Below are 21109 nucleotides of genomic sequence, written 5' to 3' on the forward strand. Positions count from 1 at the left end.
ATGCATATATAACAACTAAAACAAAATCAACTTCAACTAATTTGCCTTGTCCCAACAATCCCCAACCCATCATCAATTAAATGCCCAAACTCGGGTTTATTTCGTTTGACAGTTTCCAAATGTTGCAATATCTTTTCAGAAAGCTCAGTTTCATTTCCTAAGCGTGCCAATTCATAGAGTTCCACAGGTAATAACCAATCATTAGGATGGTTTTCAATAAGCTGCTCTAAAACTTTGGTTCTGGAAATGGTTCTATTTTCACCTTCCCTATAATCCCTTACCTGCTGATAAAGGGTTTCAAGTTCTAAACGTTTTTTTGATTTTTTAATGTGAATAGTTTGTGTCGATGGCACATGGGTCATCAAGTCAAAACTGTTTAAATCGGCTGGTCCTGAAAAAGCCGAAACAATATCTTTTCCTACCGCCATATCATAAGTGCCCCATTCTGGTTTAAAAAGTAGGTCGTCTTTATGGGTTACCGTGCAATTTTTAAAACTGATCAATATTATTTTTCCCTGAAGATTGCGTTTCCCTGTAATAATTTCACCTGAAACTTTTATACCGCCTTCAAATTCTAGCGTCACATTTTTTTCCTCATAAATATCATAAGCCGCTAAATCCCGCGGACTCATATCTTCAATGGCTATATTGATACCTTTTAGTTTCCCAATGGGCGACCCAAAACCTTTAGAATGGGTGTTTTTACCATGACCAACCAGTTCTTTTTCTCTGTAAGCTAAAGCTGTTGCTCCCTTAGTTTGAATATAAATAGGTTTGCCTTCATATTCGGTAACAGTATTAAAAATGCCAGAAATTTGGAGTCCAGTACTCAATTCAATAGTTCCTAATGCGTTGGAAATTATTAGCTTATCAACGCCAGAAAGCCCCCCTTTTCGTAACGCCATGGTATTGGCAAATTCCTCCAAAATCAAACTTAAATGTGCAAAATCTGGTGTGACATAAAGTTGGGGTTGTGGTTTGGTAATATCAAAATCTTTGTAAGCTGCGTTTATGTTGTATGGCAATTTTTTAACCTTATCAGTCATACACCAGGCACTTTCTCCTATAGACGATAAAAGGCCCGCGCCATAAATCTTAGGGTTTTCAACGGTCCCTATTAATCCATATTCCACAGTCCACCAATGCAGATTTCTTATCAATGCCATTTCGCTAGGTTCGCCCATATTCTGCTGCAAATCTTCAACTTTTTTTTCCGCGGAAGCGATAGCATCTTCATCGGAATTGGGAGCTTCTTTGACGATGGATAAATAGCGGACAGCTTCATACAGTTCATAATCTTTAGCCGATGAAATGGCTTTACAGCCAATTTCCCCAAAACGTCTTAAATATTCCGCATATTCAGGGTTTGCAATAATAGGTGCATGTCCTGCGCCTTCGTGAATAATATCCGGAGCAGGAGTGTATTCAATATGTTCCAATTGCCTAATATCACTTGCAATAACAAGAACATTGTAAGCTTGAAATTCCATAAAAGCATTGGGAGGAATAAACCCATCTACAGCAACGGCAGCCCAACCAATATCTTTTAAAATGCGGTTCATGCCGTACATATTGGGAATGCTTTCTATGGAAATCCCCGTTTTTTTTAAGCCTTCCAGATAAGATTTATGTGCTACTTTCCTTAAAAAGTCCACATTTTTACGCATCACATAGCGCCATACAGCTTGGTCTATTGCAGAATAGGCCTCATAATTTTGAGGTTTTATAAACTGCTTTAAGTGCTTCGGTAACTTTTGCAGTATTTCGTTTGATTCAAATGAATGCGACATCTTTAAATTTTACGTGTATAACTTATTTAAAAATACGAATAATTCATTAAAACGATAAGTATTTAACGTTTCTTTCATTAGTTGGGCAATGAAATATGGTGGGTTCTAAAGAGCATTAAAGATTTGCCTATATTTAGTGTTCTAAAAAACCAATCTAAAATTTATGTACACAAGACGTATATTTCCCGTTATGGGAGTTATTAAATGGACGAGACGCCATATATTCCTGTTTCTTTTTCTAGCGTTAATTCCTGTATTTTTATTTGATGTTGTTGGTTTAAAATGGTTGCATGTCCCATGGTTACCCTTGGGTGTTTTAGGTACTGCGGTGGCATTCATTATAGGGTTTAAAAACAATGCATCTTACGATAGGCTGTGGGAAGCCAGAAAAATTTGGGGAGGCATCGTTAATGCATCCCGATCTTGGACTATTATGGTAAAGGACTTTATTGATAATACCCATGCTAAACAAAAAAGAACTGACGCTGAGTTGCAAGGCATAAAAAGAGAACTGGTACATAGGCATGTGGCTTGGTTAACCGCATTACGCTATCAAATGAGGGAAGAAAAGCCATGGGAAATGCATTTAAAAGCGAAAAAATCTAATAGAGAATTTAGAGAAAATTACTTTAGGGTTTGCGAAGATGAAACAACATTGGAAAGTGAAATAAAACACTATCTGTCTGATGCTGATTTTACAGAAATATTTGCAAAAGGGAACAAGCCCTCTCAAATCTTGGGGATTCAATCCCGGAGATTAAAAACATTAATGAATGACGGTTTAATTGAAGATTTCCGACATATGGAAATGACAAATATGCTTGTTGAGTTTTATACGTTGCAGGGTAAGAGTGAGCGTATTAAAAACTTTCCTTATCCCAGGCAATTCGCAACTTTAAACTATCTTTTTGTATGGATTTTTATCATTCTTTTACCGTTTGGAATCATGGAAGGATTTGATAGTATTGGAAGTCATATCTTAGAAGATTTGGCGAACCACGAATCACATACCTCAATTGGGCATTTGATTCAAGAGTTTATTGCGAAACATTTTGTGTGGTTTTCCATACCATTTAGTGCCTTGATTTCTTGGGTGTTCCATACCATGGAGGCGATTGGGGAAAATACCGAAAATCCGTTTGAGGGCGGGCCAAATGATATCCCTATTACAGATATGAGTAGAGGGATAGAAATTGATATCAGACAACTCATAGATGATACCAATATTCCCGAGTCTTATGTTTGGAAAAATGATATTGTGATGTAAAATAAAAACGACTCAATTGAGTCGTTTTTATTTAGTTTTATTTTTCAGCATCCGGAGGATATTGTTCCATTATTTTAGAAACAAATTTCTTAATGCGTTCTTCTTTTTTCTCCATATTTCTACTCAAGAACCCTGTGCCCATACCTTGCCAAATCAATTCCTTTTTCTTGGCATTGATTAAGTCCACAAACAATACACCTTGAGTACTTGTAGAAACAGCAGGTTGGTTCCACCCCCAACCCCAGCCCCAACCAGGACCAAAACCTCCATAAGGGCCCCAACCGCCCCAGCCCCAAGCACCCATGCCCCAAGCATTATTGTAAACATCTACACGTTGGTTAGATTTTGTAAAAATACTTATCAGTAAATCTGGGTCTTCAGATTTTGTAAAGCCCTTTGCTAAAAGTTCAGCTTCAATAGCTCGTAAAATACGGCGTTTGTCAAGGTCGCTAATTTCAGCTTTATCAATGCCCGTTTTAAAAAACGCAAAGGTTTTATAAGAGTTAAAATCAGCTTTTCTGTCATAATCGGTAGATACTTTAACTGAGGAACAAGATGTTGCTACAATCAGTAGCGCGATAAAGGGTAGTGTTTTAAATAATTTTTTCATAGCTGCAATATTTTATTTTTAACAATAAAGTGGAGTATTAAAATTTCTTTTCTTTAATTCAATAACTATAAAAGTATCAATAATCGTACCACATCCTTATATATTAGCGCTTTATGGAATTGGTGCTTTTGTTGTATCCATACGGACAATGTCTGCATCCGCTTTCACAACAATAACCTCGTTTTAAATGGTATTGTTCTGTAAAACAGCGGTAACCTTCGGGTGTCAGGTAATAGTCACCTTCTTCAATGGGGATGCTCTTTTTCATCTCATACAAAGATATTTAATTTTAAAGAATTAATTTGTGGTTTGGTTTTTGAATTGTTTTAAGTAAGGTTTTCCAAAAAATGCCACGTCCCGATAGCTATCGGGATCACGATTTTGTTTATCATAGATTAGCAAAAAAATAATCTACACAAATATTTAAAAAATCTATGGATTTTTTATTCGTGATAATTAACTTTAGATCTGTTTTTAGTTTTATTCGTGAATTAGTGGCTTAACTTATTTTAATAAAAATATGAGTTTTCCCTGGGTTATTGAATTTTTAAAATTATGATTCTCATTTCAAAATATCTAGTGCCAAAAGGCTATGCCGGCATTTCAATTTTCCCGTTTATCTTTTTAAGAAAGCAAGAATTGAAATTGAGCAAGACCTTGGTTAATCATGAAAAAATTCATTTAAAACAGCAGTTGGAATTATTGGTAATCCCTTTTTATCTCTGGTATCTTATTGAGTTTTTGGTACGACTGATTCAATATAAAACATGGCAAAATGCTTATAGAAATATTTCTTTTGAACGTGAGGCTTATCATAAGGAATCTGATTTGAAGTATCTCAACAATAAACCCTTTTGGAGCTTTTTAAAGTATCTTCGCATATGATGAATTTTGAGTTTGAAAATACCAGAAATATACAAATTGTACTTCCGAAGGAAAAGGACATGGAATTATACCTAAAACGTGAAGACGAGTTGCATGCTTTTGTGTCTGGAAATAAATATCGAAAATTGAAATACAATCTTAAAGAGGCAGATAAACAGGGCTTTAAAACATTGCTAACTTTTGGTGGTGCGTTTTCAAACCATATAGCAGCGGTAGCTTCCGCAGGACATATTCTTGGTTTTAAAACTATTGGAATTATTAGGGGGGAGGAATTGCATGATAAAATTGAAACCAACCCTACTTTAAAATTTTCCAGACAAAACGGTATGCAATTTAAGTTTGTGTCTCGTGAGGATTATCGCAGTAAAAATACTGAACATTTCTTAAAAACTTTAAAGGAGGAATACAGCGATTTTTATGTAATTCCCGAAGGCGGTACAAATACCTTGGCTGTTAAAGGTTGCGAGGAAATACTAACTCAAAAGGATGCCAGTTTCGATTTTATATGTTGTCCCGTTGGCACAGGTGGCACTATTTCTGGACTTATAAATTGTTCAAAACCTAGTCAACAAGTTTTAGGATTTCCAGCCTTAAAAGGTTCGTTTTTACATCAAGATATTAGTAAATTTGTCAACAAAACCAATTGGGACTTGATAACCGATTATCATTTTGGAGGCTATGCTAAAATTGACGCCGAATTAATCAATTTTATAAATCAGTTTAAATTGGAAAATAAAATACAACTAGACCCAGTTTATACCGGGAAAATGCTATTTGGAATTTTCGATTTGATTGAAAAAGATTTTTTTCCAAAAGGATCAAAAATACTGGCAATTCATACTGGAGGTTTACAGGGAATTGACGGAATGAATAGCGTGTTGAAAAAGAAAAAATTACCTTTAATTAAAGTTTAATGAAAAGAATTCTGATTTTATTATTTATAAGTGTTTTCGTTTTTAGTTGTGGTTCTAAAAAGAATGTAGTCACAAAAAAGAATAAACGAAATAAACCTACTCAGGTAGTCAAAAAAAATGATCCTATAGAAGATAAAGATGAGGTTAAAGAAGTTGTTGCTGTACCAATAAACACCAGCTTAAGTACCACCCAAAACTATATAAATACATACAAAACAGTTGCCCAAAAGGAAATGACGTTATATAATATTCCTGCTAGTATTACTTTGGCGCAGGGTATTTTGGAATCTTCTTCTGGAAAGGGAAGACTTTCGGTTGAAGCTAATAATCACTTCGGGATAAAATGCCATACATGGACAGGAGCAAAAATTTATCACGATGATGATGCAAAAGGGGAGTGTTTCAGAAAATATAATAACGCCAAATACTCGTTTAGAGACCATTCATTATTCTTAACCTCAAGAAAGCGTTATGCTGGTTTATTCGATTTAAAAATCAGTAATTATAAAGGGTGGGCTAGAGGATTAAGAGCCGCTGGATATGCAACCGACAGGAAATATCCGCAAAAATTAATTTCCTTAATTGAGCGTTATCAGTTGTATAGATATGATGATGAGGTTTTGGGCGTGAATTCGTCTGCTAGAAATTTTTCTGAAGATGAAGTCACTCATATAGTTGCAAAAGGAGACACGTTGTACTCCATATCTAGATTGCACAATGTTAGTGTTGAAGAATTACAGGCTCAAAATGATATAGATGGCACTAACATTTCCATCGGACAAATACTTAAAATAAAAACTGAATAAATTTTAGGATGATTTATAAACGAAGTAGCGCATTGTTTGCAGATGCGGAAAGAGTAATTCCAGGAGGTGTAAACTCACCAGTTAGAGCATTTAAAGGTGTTGGAGGTACTCCAATTTTTGTAAAAGAAGCAAAAGGCGCTTATTTATATGATGAAGACGGCAATCGGTTGATTGATTATATCAACTCTTGGGGGCCAATGATTTTAGGGCATGCTCATGAGCCGGTTGTAAATGCCGTTATTGAAAAAGCACAAAAAGGAACCTCTTTTGGAATGCCTACGGAAATTGAAACTCAAATTGCTGAATTGGCAGTTGCGATGGTGCCAAATATTGATAAAATCCGTTTTGTGAATTCTGGAACGGAAGCCTGTATGAGTGCCGTTCGTTTAGCACGTGGTTTTACAGGAAAAGACAAGATTATAAAATTTGCAGGGTGCTATCACGGCCATTCAGATTCGTTTTTAATTCAAGCAGGAAGTGGTGCAAGTACCTTTGGAACGCCCAATAGTCCTGGTGTTACTAAGGGAACTGCAAAAGATACCTTGTTGGCAAATTATAATGATATTGAAAATGTTAAGCAACTTATAGAAGCTAATAAAAATGAAATTGCATGTATCATTATAGAGCCTGTTGCGGGTAATATGGGCTGCATTCCTCCAAAAGAAGGTTTTTTAAAAGCATTGCGAAACTTGTGTGATGCTAATGGGATATTGCTTGTTTTTGATGAGGTAATGACTGGCTTTAGATTGGCAAAAGGCGGTGCTCAAGAATTGTACGGTATCAATGCCGATATTGTTTGTTTTGGAAAAGTAATTGGTGGCGGTTTGCCAGTTGGTGCTTTTGCTGCGAGAAACGAAATTATGAACCATTTAGCACCTTTAGGGCCAGTTTATCAAGCAGGGACTTTAAGTGGGAATCCGTTGGCTATGGCAGCTGGTTTAGCGATGTTGACAGAATTAAACAACGATGTAAAAGTATTTAAGCGTTTAGCTGAGAAAACAGCATATTTACATAAGGGCATTTCTAAAGTTTTAATTGAAAATGAAGTGGTTCATACCATTAACCGTGTAGGCTCCATGATATCCGTTCATTTTGATGAAGGCGAAGTGATTGATTTTGCAACCGCAGCCAAAGGAAATAACGGGACGTTTAAAACTTTTTTTCATAGTATGTTAAGCAATGGCGTTTATATTGCGCCAAGTGCTTTTGAAACTTGGTTCATCACAGATGCATTATCTTATGAGGATTTGGATTTTACCATAAATGCGGTACATAAGTTTGCTAAAACGATGTAAATGAGTTCAATAAAAAAAAGCATCTCTAATCACAAGAGATGCTTTTCAACTAAATAAAAATCACTAAACTAAATAAAACTCAATCTATTTATCTCTTTTGCCGGCATGCTTTTTCTTGGCTTTACCTTTCATTTTAGCATGTCTTTTGGCTTGGGCTTTTTCCCATTTGGCATATTGTTCATCATTTAATATGTTTTTCATCTTTGCTTTCATGGCAATTTTGTGGTCCAGCATTTTATTGGCCATTTCTAAACGTTGTTCTTTAGAAGGTTTTGTAGCTTCTGCATGCTCTCTTTTGGCTTTTCTTTCTGCCATGTGAGCTTTTCTCAATTTGGCGTTCTCTAAATTTATCTTATAGATGTCGTCTTGTTGAGACTGGTTTAAATCTAAAAGCAAGGTCATTTTCTTGGTCTGTAAGGTTGCCATTTCCTCAGGAGCTAAATCCATAGCCTTTTGACCTCTGTTGTTCGCTTGGGCCGATGTAATTTGAATGGCGCAAATTGCCAACGCAATCATTAATATTTTTTTCATGGTTTTAAATTTTAAGTTTCTTTATGCTAGGACAGGCAAAAAAAAGAATGGTTTAAAACCGTTTATGTTTTTAACGGGAAATTAACAAATGGGTAATATGGATAGTGCTGTAAAATAATTGAATAACCCGCCTCTTAATCCCCTCCGGCCTGGCAGGCAGGCGAATGGAAACTGATACGTAGCTGTTTCATTTCTACTGGGATTTATTTTTTAAAAACAGGAACCTCAAGATTAATTCCTGTCTGGAAATCTGGAGCATTATTTACCACTAAATCCTCTTTAAAGAACAGCGATATTTTGTAGTTAGGTCTTCCGTAAGTATAAATAAAATTCCAATCTGTTAAAGTTGCAGATAATGTTGCGACACCATTTTGCCAACCGCCATTTATTTCACGCCACTTGCCTAAGAGCTTAAAATAATCTGCTTCTTCTTTTTTGTTGTAACGCGTTTGCAGATGATAATTTACGCTAAAAGCATGGTAATTCCCTTTTTTGGTATATTTCGTAAATTCTAAATTTGCTTCAAAAGTTCCCAAATACGGATTGTTTCCTAAGTCAATATTATTTTTGGAAGCAATAAAGTTTTTATGAAGAATACTTGTGCCAAGACCGACATTAAATTCATTTTTATTTTTTAGGATCATGCGCTTCACGGCGTTTAAGGATACGCCATAATCGAGTGACTTATTAAATTTGGAAGTGTTTATCCCTAGATGACTTCCAAAATTCGCGTAAATATGTCTGTCTTCATTTTTTAAAAATGAAGGATAATAGAAATGGTTGAACTCAAAACCTCCGATAAAAAAATCATTTTCATCCAGTTCCAGAGTTCTTCCGTTTCTGTCGGTATATTTAAAATTAACTTGATTAAGCCCATAATACCGTCTGCCATATGGGTCTTCGCCACCAGCGACATTGGTGTGGAAATACTCAATACTTTCATCGCTGGTGAAAAAAGAAAACGGATATTTTCCCCTTGAGATAGTATAAGACCTGATTGTAAAACCAAGTTCATGCTCTTTATTAATTGGGATATTATAATTAATACGAAATTCTTTAATCACTGCGTCAATAACAATGTTCATATAATCGGCAGGTGTTGTTTCTTGGTCAATAAACGTATAATTTCTGGCGTACCAGATCACCTTGCTCAATTCTTCCCTGACTATGGGGTCTTTGGGGAAATAGGACTCAACAAATGGATGGAAATTGTTTCCGCTAGTATAATTTACAGAAAAGGTTTTGTGCTTAGGAGGTGCTAATTTAAAATTCTGATTAATTCTAGAGCTAAAAACCCCAAAATGGTGGGTCGCTAAAATACTGGGTCTGTCTATGCCGTTTTTAAAAGGAATACTGTCTTTTTCCTGTGCATTTAAAAAAATGCTGAAGCATAAGCAGGTAAGAAGAAAAAGGGTTTTTCTGGGCATGGAGCAAATATATGCTATTTTTAATTTTGGAGCTGTGTCATTTTTATGAGACCTGCGAGGTTTTGAAAACCTTGTAGGTCTGATTTTTATTTACAATTATGGTGTTGACTATCATTTTTTTGAAATATTTAAATTATTTTTTTCATGTGTTCTTGTGCTTTTTATAAGTTCCATAGTCGTAAAATATATGGATTCCTTATGCATTTTGCTTTTTAACCATGCATAAAAACTCATTACGAATATATCTTCCTGCTGTGGTTCAATCCAATCAAATGATGTTTCCACTAAAGTTTGAAATTCAATTAAACCGACGTTTTCCGGATTCTTATAATAAACGTTTACAAGCTCTAAAAAGGTGATAACTCGATGTTGGTCAATGGATTTCAGATAGTTGTAATGATTTCTTTTAAAACTCAAAAGTTTAGATGCTACCAAGTCAATATTCCCTAATTCTATGTGTAATAATAATTCTATCAAATTCTTTTTTATAACCCATTCTACGCCTGCTTTTTCGGTGTACCAATTATCACTATGATAAAACTTTGAAAGGATGTGATGTGCGCTTTTAAAATCTTCCTTTTGAAAATAAAACATGACTAAACTTAGATGAAGGTCTAAAAGCGATTCAATATCGGGATGTTTTGTTTTTAAGAAAGGCCGAATTAATGAGATAGCTGTATCCTGTTTATTCGTGAAATTGTAATTTAAACTGAGCAATAAATGATATTTTAATTGGAATGTATTTTGATACTTGCCTTTTTGTTGTAACATCTGTTCGTTCATCAACTTTAAATAGAACTGGGAATCGTCAAATTTTTTATTTCTGAATAATGTGTTCGCAATGAGATATAAAATTTGAATATGATAAAAAGGTTGTTTTTCCCTGTCTTTATAGGATGCAATAGAGGTATAAGAACTGATTAAAAACGATTCAATTTTAAGATAACCATTAGTCGCAAAAGCGGAAACACTAACAATACTTATGAGCTGATATAAGGCTTTAAATGATAATTTATCAATGATGTCCAAATTGAATTCCTCAAGTGTATTTTTTAGAATCGTCTGAAAATCGGATGTGTCATCATGTGCTAATCTGTGTTTTATTTTGGAATACGCAATATTTAAATGCGCTTCTAATTGATGTTTTTCTTTATTACTGTTGAATTTAGAAATGAGTTCATCTAAATCAATTGAAGGGCATGCATGCGCAAACTGGATTTGAGTGTGATAAATTTCATTAAGTAGCGCAAATAAATGATGCTCCAGAGCAATTCCTTCAGCTTTATTTAAAATTTTATAGGCGGTTTTGTAATGTTTCTGTTGTAAATAATTTCGGGCTGCTAAAATGTATTTTATAATTTCCATGTGAATGGAATTTTCATCTTCTAAACTAGAATTGGCAGAAAAACTGATAATGGATTGAAACAACCGCTTTCTTAACGCATGGTATGCTGCTTTGTTAGGGCTTCCGTAAAGCTTAAAACAAATGTCTTCCGAATTTAAATTACCATCTTTTAAAAGTTTGAATAATTGCGTGTTTTTAGTATCCGAGCGTTTGTTCTTTTTTTCTAGATATGTAATAAAACGCTGCTGTTCTTCTTTTGAAAACGCAGAAACGATACTGTTTAAATCATTCATTTAATCGTCATTAAAATATTTAATAATCCAATAAAAATAGTAATAATAGAATTAATGGTATAAAATATATCGTCAGTTTTAGTTAAAAGTTGTGTTTTGGCAACACTAAAAGTTTCGGAGTTTTGCCTCATAATCATTAAAACAAAAATTATGAATTATCAAACAACAGTTTCGGTAGATGACAAAATAAAAAAAACCGATACCAAGAAAGAAGTTAAAGTTTACGACCAAAAACCAACAGCTGCATTTATTGGAGCTTCTTGGTCTGCCTTATTAATAGGGATGACGTCTTATTGTATTGGTTTATGGAATGCCGATATGCTATTAAACGAAAAAGGCTATTATTTTACAATTTTGCTCTTTGGGCTCTTTTCAGTAATCTCCGTTCAAAAAGCGGTACGGGATAAAATGGAGGATATTCCAGTAACCGATATTTATTATAGTATCAGTTGGTTTACGACATTAGCATCAATTGTATTGTTGGTTATCGGACTTTGGAATGCAGATTTGTTATTAAGCGAAAAAGGGTTTTATGGCATGTCTTTTCTGCTCAGTTTATTTTCGGCTATTGCGGTACAGAAAAACACTAGGGATGTGCAGTATATAGATAGAAATGTAGAAGAAGATAAATAGGCTTAAAATTAAATCAAAACAAAAAAAAAGGGTTGTTTTGATGGTTGGTTAGTAACCCAAAACCTCGTGACTATATTGGTTGCGGGGTTTTAAATTTTTGTAAAGTATCTATTGGAATTAAGTTTCAGTATTTATCGTATTTTAGTATTCAAACTACTTTTAAAATGCCATATTGGTTATACATCCTGATAATTGCACTTGTTATTTACGTAACAACTAGTATTGCATTGTATTATTTACAAGATTATATGTTGTTTAAGCCAGAAAAGCTCCATAAAGATTTTGAGTTCCACTATGAAAACCAAAATATAGAAGAGCATAATTTAGAAACCAGAGATGGGGCCGTTATTAACGGATTGCTTTTTAAACCTAAGGGACCATCAAAAGGGATTGTATTATATCTCAAAGGAAATTCAAAGAGTATTAAAGGCTGGGGGAAATTTGCGGTAGATTTTACGCGCCATAATTACAACGTATTGATGGTAGATTATCGAGGCTTTGGAAAAAGCACGGGCAAGCGTTCACAAAAAGCCATAAAGCGCGATTTACAGGTAGTGTACAATAAAATTAAGGAGCATACTACCGAAGATAGAATTATATTATACGGGCGTTCGCTAGGTTCTGGTTTTGCATCAAAACTGGCTTCTATGAACCAACCAAAACTATTGATTTTGGATGCGCCATACTATAGTTTAACAAAAGTAACCAAACGTTATGCGCCCTTTATGCCATTGTCAATTTTGATAAAATATCCGTTGCCAACTTATAAATGGCTAAAATATGTGCAATGTCCCATTCATATTATCCATGGTACAAATGATAAGCTGATTCCTTATAAAACAAGTGTGAAATTATCAAAAGTAAATCCGAAACTCACCAAATTACATACCGTTATTGGTGGCGGACATAAAAACTTAAATACCTTTGAATCCTATCATAAAATGATTCATGAGATAATAAACAGTAAACCCCAGGATATAGATTTATCCACTACCAGCATACATGTTAAACACAGTTCAAAACCCGATAAAGCGAAGACTTAAAAAGTTAGGTCTCGTTTTAATAAGCCTTTATGTTATGATTACAGCCGCATTATATTTTATGCAAGAAAAACTGTTGTTTTTTCCAACGGTTTTAGAACAGAATTATGAGTTTCAATTCAACCATAATTTTGAAGAATTAAATTTTGAAACAGATGATGGTGCAAAGCTAAGCGCCATTCATTTTAAAGTTGAAAACCCGAAAGGTGTCATTTTATATTTTCACGGCAATGCAGGCGATTTGTCGCGCTGGGGAACTGTAGCCGAGTTTTTTGTTGAAAAGCAATATGACGTTTTGGTTATGGATTACCGCACTTATGGTAAAAGTACAGGGAAATTAAGTGAAGCTGTATTTTATAGTGATGCGCAACTGTTTTATAATTATTTAAAAAAGCATTATGATGAAAACGACATCATAATATACGGACGTTCTCTTGGGACAGGAATTGCAACCTATGTAGCGTCTAAAAACAATCCAGAACAACTTATTTTAGAAACACCCTATCACAGTATTTCAGATGTTGGTAAATCTCGATTTCCAATATTACCAGTAGCACAGTTATTGAAATATAAGTTTCCTACTTATCAGTTTATTGAAAAAGTGGATTGTCCAATTACAATTTTTCATGGGACAAACGATTTGGTGGTACCTTATAATTCAGCAAAAAAACTATACGAAGTAGCTCCAAAACCAAGCACAACTTTTATAACTATTAAAGGAGGCAACCATAACGATTTAATTAATTTTGAAGACTACCACACCCAACTCGATAAGCTTTTCTCTTAAAAAATTAACATACTGGGGCATCATCTCTTAAAGAAACTATAAAAAAATAGTTCGCGCTGTTAAACATTTCTAAATTGATGTAATGATTTGGGTTAATTACCGTCTATTTGTATAGAATTTAGATTTACATAGATTTAAATTAAAGTTTAGTTTGGTTAGTTTAGTTAAAGACAAAAGCCAGTAATCGATTGATTGCTGGCTTTATCTTTTTTGTGGAATTTTCAAATTAATCAAAATTTATATAATTACCTTCTTCTAAATTTATATTGTATTTTACTTTGAATTCTTTCTTTTTAGTAGAAGCACTAGCTTGAACAATTCGTCGCTTATGTTTAAAACAAACAAGCGCATTTAATTTGTAATCTTTAGGGAATTCTATATAATTTGAATAATATTTAAAGGTGTTTTCTATTTGTTTGTATGCTGTTTTTCTATGATTGCTTCTATTATCTTGAGTGCCTTTAATTTCTACGAAATATAGCTTTTCTTCATTTAGAATTAGTAAATCACATTGACCACCTTCTGAATTAATCATCACACAATTATCATTTTGTATAGAATAGACAACTGTTTTGTTAGTTTTTTCAACATATAAATGATAAAAATCTGTAGCATTCACTATAAGAACACCGTTTTCCGTGTCAAGTAAAAAGTTGTGTTTTTCATTTAATTCAGAAATACATTTGTTTTCAATAGTATTAGGAATATTGTCTCCAATTTCTTGAATCATAAAGACAAAATTTTATCGAACTCATCAGCGAAATTTTCAGATGCGTTGTCTATCATGTTATTCTTTATTTGCCCAAGTTTATCATCCATTATCTTTCTCGCTTTTCCATTTTTAAGTTCGTAAGCAATGAAATTATTTGGGTTCAACCACGAACCTTTTGGAATTATTCGCTGAACCTCTTTATTGAAGGTTTTACCCTTTTCAAAAGCCAATAATAAATTATTTATTGAAGCAAGAACATATGGACTGTGGGTTGTTAGAATTAAGTTTTTTCTATGGATATGATTTTGTTGGTTATCCTGACAATTCTTTATTAAATACTTGATTAATTCGTGCTGTGTTTCTGGATAAATATTTAATTCGGGTTCTTCTATAACAAAATTATAGTTGTGTGTTTCAGTTTTTGATTTAGCATATTCAACCAACAATAATATTGGAAGAATACTTTGAAGCCCAGAAGCAGATTCTAAGAGATTTACCTTTTCATCATTATTATGATAGATGTATGACGTTTTTCCTTCTCTTTTGTATGTGTAGTTTTTATCAATTAATTTTAAAGGAAGTTCTTTTATGGTACTAATAGCTTTTTCGTATTCTTGACCTATGTCCAAAATATGTTTGGGAATTGAAACTTCATTATTAATTAAGCCTAAAGTGTTTTCAGCAATTAAATGAAGAAAGTTTCTTTCAGAGGGAATGTATAAAGAATCATCGCTAAAAGGTATGCCAAATTTCATTTTAGACAATCTTTCCAAATTGTTTTTGGAATATGATACTTCATAATTGTCTCGCTTGTAGTAAATAGATGTTTCGGGACTTAAAAAAGCTCTTAAATTATATTTGCTTAATTCTGAAATAAACTTTGAGTTTCTGTTTTTTCTAAAATTTTCATCTTCAAAAATGGCCAATAGTTTAGCCAAAGTACTTTTTCCTGTAGCTTGTTTTCCAATAAAACAGACAGTTTCGCGTACTTCAATATTAATGTCTTTTAAAGGACCAAAATTTTTGACTATCAGTTTTGCTCTTTGCATAAAACAAATGTAACTTTTTTATTTAAACAATTTCCACAAACAATCCTTCATCAGTTTTTTTTGCTTTTTAGAACTGTGCCATCTTTGAAGACAATTGCTGTTATATCATAGCTCATTTTTAGTTGATTCTTTGAATTTCGAGCCTTTTCAAACTTATAATTTTCAGAAGAATATTTGTTGTAGGTTAAATTGTAATTGAATTCATTACTAGAATAAGTTTTAACGAAGATGCTGTTTTGAAATTCAACAGGCGGGTTTAATTTGATTTTAAGATTCTTCAATCTAAAAATTTCATCATTAAATATATCTGAGACTATGATGTCAAATTGAAAGTTGGTAATTGACCTTAATTCCTCTCTAGTCTTAGAAATAATTCTTTTTATTTCTATAGACATATTTGTGTCATAAGTACTATTGTTTTCATGAAAATTCTTCCAAGAAGGGTTGTGTATTTTTAATTTTAATATATCATTTGGGGTCAATAATTTTTGTATTGAATCACTAATTAGCTTTATATTATTAATTAGTGAATTAGATCTAAACAACAAATAGGCTTCCTCATATTCATTTATTAAAGAATCATTTTTTTTTGTGTCTTTTTCTAATTTAGTATATAACTCAATCGTATAATCATCTTTATTCCAAACTATGGAACCAGGCTTTTTCTTTAAATTATAATATTTTAAGAAATCATTTTCTGGATGTTTTCTGTCAAAATCACCTTCATTATTAATGAATTTTTCTAAATTTAAGAAAGTACCCATTCGACTTGTGTCCTTAACTTTATAATTAGCATTATTAATGGGGTCTTTTAAATTTTTGGGAATAATAAATATGCCAAAGGTGTCATCAGGTTTTCCATATAATTGGATTAAACATTCTTTTAAGTTGAGAACGTCAGTTACAGGAGTTGCTCCATAGCTTCTATTAAAATATTTAGTGCCATCATATAGGTAGGTTGTGTCTTTTCTGAGATCAAATTTTACCGATCTAAGATTGCCAAAAGTATATTCATCAGCATTATAAGTGATGTCTGATTGAATACTATCTTGACCGATTTTGAAGTAGTATCTATAAATTAATTCTTCTCTGAATCTAAATTTGTCTTCTTTAAATTCATATTTATTCGTTAATATTTTTTGATCAACGAGTGAATCAATTTTATTTTTCCATTTATTTTCAGAGTCATTGATTCTAATTCCAGATAGCGGATCAGCTATTGGTGTTTTGTCATTAGTACATGATGTAGATAGAAGTATTATTATAGCACAAAAAATATATCTTAAATAGTTTACGAATTGGAAGCACATAGCTAAAAGTTGTATTTATTAGTTGAATTTAAGGATGTAAATATTCGTTTTCCAATAGAAACAGATTGATGAAACTGGAGCCAAATCATAAACAAGTATTGATTAATCTTTAAATAAAAATATATTTGACATCAAAAAGTTTATAATTTAAACAATTTCCACAAACAACCCCTCGTCAGTCTTTTCAACCTTTGCTAAACTGTTTTTAGTCAATTCCTTAATAGACTTATCCCATTTTTTATTGGATAGACCCGATTGTCCTTTTAAAGCTGCCAATTCTAATTTTTCAGCTTTGGTCAATATTTCAAGAATAGCTTTGGCATCATCACTAATCGCTAAAGGTTTTTTCTCTGGTTTCATTTGAGGGAAGAACAATACTTCCTGTATAGATTGATTATTGGTTAAAAACATGATTAACCGATCCATCCCAATGCCCATGCCTGATGTTGGTGGCATTCCGTATTCTAAAGCACGTAAAAAATCGTCATCAATAGTTGCCGTAGCTTCGTCGTCCCCTTTTTTAGCCAATTCTAATTGATGTTCAAAACGTTCGCGTTGATCGATAGGGTCATTTAATTCACTATAAGCATTTGCAATTTCTTTTCCGCAGACCATCAACTCAAAACGCTCGGTTAATTCTGGGTTCTCACGGTGTTCTTTACATAACGGACTCATCTCTTTCGGATAATCCGTAATAAATGTGGGTTGGATGTAATTACCCTCACATTTTTCACCAAAAATCTCATCAATTAATTTTCCTTTGCCCATGGTGGCATCAACTTCGATACCTAAATCTTTAGCAGCTTGTCTAATTTCATCTTCAGATTTATTTGTAATATCAAAACCTGTAAAATGCTTTATCGAATCTGCCATGGTTACTCGGGCGTATGGTGCTTTAAAATCTATCTTGTGTTTGCCGAAAGTGGCTGTTGTAGTGCCATTTACTGCCATAGCACAATGTTCCAATAATTGCTCACAGAAATCCATCATCCAATTGTAATCTTTATAAGCCACATAAATTTCCATAGCTGTAAACTCAGGATTATGGGTTCTGTCCATCCCTTCGTTTCTAAAGTTTTTAGAAAACTCATAAACGCCATCAAAACCACCAACAATTAAGCGTTTTAAGTACAATTCATTGGCAATTCGCATGTATAATGGCATATCCAAAGCATTGTGATGCGTTACAAACGGACGCGCAGCAGCACCACCGGCAATAGGCTGTAACACAGGGGTTTCTACTTCAAAATAACCAGCGTCGTTAAAAAACTGGCGCATCGCATTGAACAACTTGGTACGTTTAACAAATACGTTTTTAACTTTTGGGTTTACCACCAAATCTGCATAACGCTGTCTGTAACGTAATTCGGGGTCGTTAAACTCATCATAGATATTGCCGTCGGCATCGGTTTTTGGAAGCGGTAATGGCCTAAGTGCTTTACTTAACAATGTAAAATCTTTAACCATCACGGTTTTAGCACCTACTTTGGTCGTGAATAATTCGCCTTCAATACCCACAAAATCGCCGATATCCAAAAGCTTTTTGTAAACATCGTTGTATTTGCTTTTATCATCTCCCGTACAAATTTCATCTCTGTTAAAATAGACCTGTATGCGTCCTTCGCTATCTTGAAGTTCAGCAAAACTAGCATTTCCTTGAATTCGGCGCGACATTAATCGACCAGCTATAACCACCTTTTTTTGCTCTTCAAAATTAGTTTTAATATCCTTTGAAGTTTGTTTTACAGGAAATAAATCTGCCGGATAAGGGTTTATGCCTAAGGCTCTTAATTTTGCGAGTTTTTCGCGTCTTACTAATTCTTGTTCTGAAAGCTGCATGCTAATGTCTATTTTTAATACCTTCCTTTTTTTTTAGGTAGGAAGCTGCAAAATTACATTATTTGAAAAAATTAGCAGGTAACTTTAATGTTGAATTTGTATAAAAAGAATTCTCCGTTATAGAATGTACGGAGAATTCGTTTACTTTCTAGTAATTGTTATCTCCTGCAATTTAACACAAGGGAAAGTAAATTATAGCGTTTAGTTCGTTTTTTGACTGACTTCAAATAAAAATGAAACACATACTATAATTTCAATTACTAGAATTAAATGAGGTTTTTGTGGCTTTTAACAACACACCCCTTAGTCCCCTCTTTTTAGAGTGGAAACTCATGCGTAACAGTTTCCCTCCTAATAAGGAGGGATTAAGGGAGGTGTAAATGCTATTTATTCAAGCCTTATATTGAAAATTGAGTTATAAAATAGGGTTTTGAATATCTCTTTTTTTTGCTTAAAGAGGACCTTTTAAAACCTCGCCTTTTATTTTCAAAGTCTGACTTTTGTTACTGGCATTGGAGAATACAGTAATTCCTTTTGTAAATGCTCCAATTCTACTTGTAGCATATTTTATTTTGATTTCTCCAGAATCTCCTGGTAGAATTGCCGTTTTTGGATATTCTGGAACTGTACATCCGCATGTGGTTTTTACTTTCGAGATAACTACCGGAGCATCTCCAGTATTGGTAAACTTAAAAATACGTTCGCCATCTGCGTTTTGTACAATTTCGCCATAATCAATAACTTCCGTTTGAAATGTGAGTTTACCAACCTTAGCGTCTTGTGCATAAATAGTGGTGCAAAACAATAAGCTGAATACTAAAGCTACTACTGATAAACTGTTTTTTTGTTTGATGATTTGATACTTCATAGTTGTAAATTTTAAATGATTAATACAGCTACAAACATCAGCATAAGATTGAAGAAAACGTGAAATACATGGGTTGAAATCGGTACTAGTCCCTAGGTTGAATTTTGTAACTACTTGTTAAACAGGGATTTTAGTTCTTCTCTGGAATTCACTTCTAGTTTTTTGTAAACATTGTTTACATGGGTTTTTACGGTACTTACACTTACAAAAAGTGTTTCAGCAAGCTCTTTATTTGTTTTATCCTCTAAAATAAGCTCCAATACATTTTGCTCTTGCTTGGTTAATTGCGCTTTGGCATCAGCTTTTCGTTTAGCCTTTCTTTTTTTTGAATTTAGAACAAACCAAAGATTCAATAAGAATGAAATTGCTAATAATCCAACTAATACATACGTCCAATTAAAACCCGAAGTTTCAGCGGAAGAAGCAACCATATATTTATCTGAAGCAATTTCTGATGCGTATTGTTTTGTGTAAGAAGCATTAGGATACTTCGTTTTCAACCGCACTAACAAATCATCGTAATAGGTACTGTTTTGTAAATCTTCAATATAATAATTGTGAAACTGGCTGCTTCTTTCTGATAAAAACGCATAAATATATAATTCTGCAAGTGGTTCATTTAGACTTTCCCCAAAATCTTGAAGCTTTTTAAACCATTTTTTATTGTTTAACTCCCTATTTGCTTTACTTCTGAATTCAGAATAGGCAAATTTCATGTCTTCTTTTAGTGAATCTATTTTTATAAACGCAGCAGTTTTTTGATTTGTAGAATTGATATCACAAAACATTTGTGCATCAAAAGACAGCGGGAAGCTAATAGTGTCGGTGTTTTTTGCAATAAATAGAATGTCTTTACTATCGAGACAATGCCCTTCAAAATGATTGCTTTCTTGATTTATAGAAGCACAATTATCAACATGGAGCTTATAAATTTTTTGTTCAGCTTCTAATTGGTTTCCTGTAAATTGAAAATAGCCTTCATCATCTGGAGAGGCTTTGGAGATAATTTGTTCATTATTGATGCTTTCAAGTGTGCGATAATCATCAATCACAGATAGATAAACATCACTCTGCCAACGTTCATTATCAATATAACCATTAAAATTATGTTGCGCATAAGCATAGCTTCCACAAAACATAACACTAAAAACGTAACCTAAATATCTCACAGTACTAAACTACTATAATTTCTTTTAAAAATAAATTTGATGAGGTAGTTATTAAAATGTAACAAATAAGTTTTTGAAACGTCAAACAAGTAAATTAAATACAAAATTATGAGTATTTGGAGAGTTTTACTTTCTATTATTTGTCCGCCCCTTGCCGTCATCGATAAAGGCTGTGGCTCTATAATCATCGTTTTTCTACTATGGCTTTGTGGCTGGGTTCCGGGTGTTATTGCTGCTTTGGTTATACTTAATAATCCGAGGGGCTAGTTTTCAGTTTTCAGTAATTCAGTATTCAGTAAACAGTCGCAGTCTCAGTAAACAGTCTCAGTAAACAGTTGCGGAAATTTGTTTACATTGATAGATTTATAATTTTGTTGAAATTGGAGGAGTAGTTTACAGTTAAAAGTATTCAAAACTTTGTGCCTCTATGCGACTATTTTAAGTACTACTATTTCTTCAATTAGCATTTATAAATTTATAGACAAGCAATTTCATTTTCAGCTATAATTCTTTGCGTCTCTGCGACTTTGCGAGAAAAA

Annotated in this window: 21 protein-coding genes; 9 read left to right on the top strand and 12 right to left on the bottom strand. The window is 33.2% G+C overall.

Going from position 1 to position 21109, the window contains the following annotated elements:
• Positions 1–32 precede the first annotated feature (32 nt).
• Complete coding sequence (locus ABXQ82_RS11590; protein WP_367059503.1) at positions 33–1790, bottom strand: aromatic amino acid hydroxylase; 1758 nt, start codon at positions 1788–1790, stop codon at positions 33–35.
• A gap of 163 nt (positions 1791–1953) precedes the next feature.
• Here ABXQ82_RS11590 and ABXQ82_RS11595 point away from each other — a divergent pair, with 163 nt between their 5' ends.
• The gene (locus ABXQ82_RS11595) at positions 1954–3057 is read left to right on the top strand and encodes a bestrophin family ion channel (RefSeq protein ID WP_367059506.1); all 1104 of its coding nucleotides are present in this window, start codon (positions 1954–1956) and stop codon (positions 3055–3057) included.
• A 37-nt stretch (positions 3058–3094) separates the two neighbouring features.
• Here the strand turns inward: ABXQ82_RS11595 and ABXQ82_RS11600 are convergent, their stop codons facing one another.
• A complete protein-coding gene (locus ABXQ82_RS11600; RefSeq protein WP_367059509.1) occupies positions 3095–3667 on the bottom strand; it encodes a DUF4136 domain-containing protein in 573 nt (190 codons plus the stop codon).
• A 103-nt stretch (positions 3668–3770) separates the two neighbouring features.
• Positions 3771–3935 (bottom strand): DUF5522 domain-containing protein, encoded by a 165-nt coding sequence (locus tag ABXQ82_RS11605; protein ID WP_367059512.1) that lies wholly within the window; start codon positions 3933–3935, stop codon positions 3771–3773.
• Positions 3936–4222: 287 nt separating this feature from the next.
• On the opposite strand from ABXQ82_RS11605, the gene ABXQ82_RS11610 reads away from it, so the two are divergent.
• From ABXQ82_RS11610 to hemL, 4 genes are read left to right on the top strand one after another with little or no spacing between them, the layout of a single operon-like run.
• Complete coding sequence (locus ABXQ82_RS11610; protein WP_367059515.1) at positions 4223–4552, top strand: hypothetical protein; 330 nt, start codon at positions 4223–4225, stop codon at positions 4550–4552.
• The gene (locus tag ABXQ82_RS11615; protein WP_367059631.1) at positions 4552–5466 is read left to right on the top strand and encodes a pyridoxal-phosphate dependent enzyme; all 915 of its coding nucleotides are present in this window, start codon (positions 4552–4554) and stop codon (positions 5464–5466) included. Before ABXQ82_RS11610 ends, ABXQ82_RS11615 begins: the two co-directional genes overlap by 1 nt.
• The gene (locus tag ABXQ82_RS11620; RefSeq protein ID WP_367059518.1) at positions 5466–6272 is read left to right on the top strand and encodes a glucosaminidase domain-containing protein; all 807 of its coding nucleotides are present in this window, start codon (positions 5466–5468) and stop codon (positions 6270–6272) included. Before ABXQ82_RS11615 ends, ABXQ82_RS11620 begins: the two co-directional genes overlap by 1 nt.
• Before the next feature lie 8 nt (positions 6273–6280).
• Positions 6281–7567 (top strand): glutamate-1-semialdehyde 2,1-aminomutase, encoded by a 1287-nt coding sequence (gene hemL, locus ABXQ82_RS11625; RefSeq protein ID WP_367059521.1) that lies wholly within the window; start codon positions 6281–6283, stop codon positions 7565–7567.
• Between the two features lie 84 nt (positions 7568–7651).
• Here hemL and ABXQ82_RS11630 read toward each other — a convergent pair whose 3' ends face one another.
• The 3 genes from ABXQ82_RS11630 to ABXQ82_RS11640 all read right to left on the bottom strand — a co-directional run bounded on the left by ABXQ82_RS11630 (position 7652) and on the right by ABXQ82_RS11640 (position 11163).
• On the bottom strand, positions 7652–8098 hold the full coding sequence (locus ABXQ82_RS11630) for a DUF4890 domain-containing protein (RefSeq protein WP_367059524.1): 447 nt from the start codon (positions 8096–8098) through the stop codon (positions 7652–7654).
• A gap of 203 nt (positions 8099–8301) precedes the next feature.
• Entirely contained in the window at positions 8302–9525 is a 1224-nt protein-coding gene (locus tag ABXQ82_RS11635; RefSeq protein ID WP_367059527.1) for a hypothetical protein, read from the bottom strand.
• A gap of 111 nt (positions 9526–9636) precedes the next feature.
• The gene (locus ABXQ82_RS11640) at positions 9637–11163 is read right to left on the bottom strand and encodes a hypothetical protein (protein ID WP_367059530.1); all 1527 of its coding nucleotides are present in this window, start codon (positions 11161–11163) and stop codon (positions 9637–9639) included.
• Positions 11164–11313: 150 nt separating this feature from the next.
• On the opposite strand from ABXQ82_RS11640, the gene yiaA reads away from it, so the two are divergent.
• The 3 genes from yiaA (at position 11314) to ABXQ82_RS11655 (ending at position 13623) form a co-directional block, all read left to right on the top strand.
• Positions 11314–11796, top strand: coding sequence for an inner membrane protein YiaA (yiaA, locus tag ABXQ82_RS11645; protein WP_367059533.1), 483 nt, complete (start codon positions 11314–11316; stop codon positions 11794–11796).
• Between the two features lie 164 nt (positions 11797–11960).
• On the top strand, positions 11961–12839 hold the full coding sequence (locus ABXQ82_RS11650; protein ID WP_367059536.1) for an alpha/beta fold hydrolase: 879 nt from the start codon (positions 11961–11963) through the stop codon (positions 12837–12839).
• A gap of 34 nt (positions 12840–12873) precedes the next feature.
• Positions 12874–13623: an alpha/beta hydrolase gene (locus tag ABXQ82_RS11655; RefSeq protein WP_367059539.1), complete on the top strand. Its 750-nt coding sequence runs from the start codon at positions 12874–12876 to the stop codon at positions 13621–13623.
• A gap of 226 nt (positions 13624–13849) precedes the next feature.
• On the opposite strand, the gene ABXQ82_RS11660 is transcribed toward ABXQ82_RS11655, so the two are convergent.
• From ABXQ82_RS11660 to ABXQ82_RS11685, 6 genes are all read right to left on the bottom strand, one after another.
• Positions 13850–14353: a hypothetical protein gene (locus ABXQ82_RS11660; protein WP_367059542.1), complete on the bottom strand. Its 504-nt coding sequence runs from the start codon at positions 14351–14353 to the stop codon at positions 13850–13852.
• Positions 14350–15384 carry an AAA family ATPase gene (locus ABXQ82_RS11665; protein WP_367059545.1) on the bottom strand — a complete coding sequence of 345 codons (1035 nt, stop codon included), beginning with the start codon at positions 15382–15384 and terminating at the stop codon, positions 14350–14352. The genes ABXQ82_RS11660 and ABXQ82_RS11665 overlap by 4 nt, the downstream gene beginning before the upstream one ends.
• Positions 15385–15434: 50 nt before the next feature.
• Positions 15435–16694 (bottom strand): hypothetical protein, encoded by a 1260-nt coding sequence (locus ABXQ82_RS11670; RefSeq protein WP_367059548.1) that lies wholly within the window; start codon positions 16692–16694, stop codon positions 15435–15437.
• Between the two features lie 147 nt (positions 16695–16841).
• Positions 16842–18533 (bottom strand): lysine--tRNA ligase, encoded by a 1692-nt coding sequence (gene lysS, locus ABXQ82_RS11675; RefSeq protein WP_367059551.1) that lies wholly within the window; start codon positions 18531–18533, stop codon positions 16842–16844.
• 451 nt (positions 18534–18984) lie between these two features.
• Positions 18985–19401 carry a DUF1573 domain-containing protein gene (locus tag ABXQ82_RS11680; RefSeq protein ID WP_367059554.1) on the bottom strand — a complete coding sequence of 139 codons (417 nt, stop codon included), beginning with the start codon at positions 19399–19401 and terminating at the stop codon, positions 18985–18987.
• A 110-nt stretch (positions 19402–19511) separates the two neighbouring features.
• Positions 19512–20570: a helix-turn-helix transcriptional regulator gene (locus tag ABXQ82_RS11685; protein ID WP_367059557.1), complete on the bottom strand. Its 1059-nt coding sequence runs from the start codon at positions 20568–20570 to the stop codon at positions 19512–19514.
• 108 nt (positions 20571–20678) lie between these two features.
• Between ABXQ82_RS11685 and ABXQ82_RS11690 the strand changes: the two genes are divergently transcribed.
• Positions 20679–20837: a YqaE/Pmp3 family membrane protein gene (locus tag ABXQ82_RS11690; protein ID WP_367059560.1), complete on the top strand. Its 159-nt coding sequence runs from the start codon at positions 20679–20681 to the stop codon at positions 20835–20837.
• Positions 20838–21109: the final 272 nt, after the last annotated feature.

The organism is Algibacter sp. 2305UL17-15, from assembly GCF_040720935.1.
Lineage (GTDB): Bacteria > Bacteroidota > Bacteroidia > Flavobacteriales > Flavobacteriaceae > Jejuia.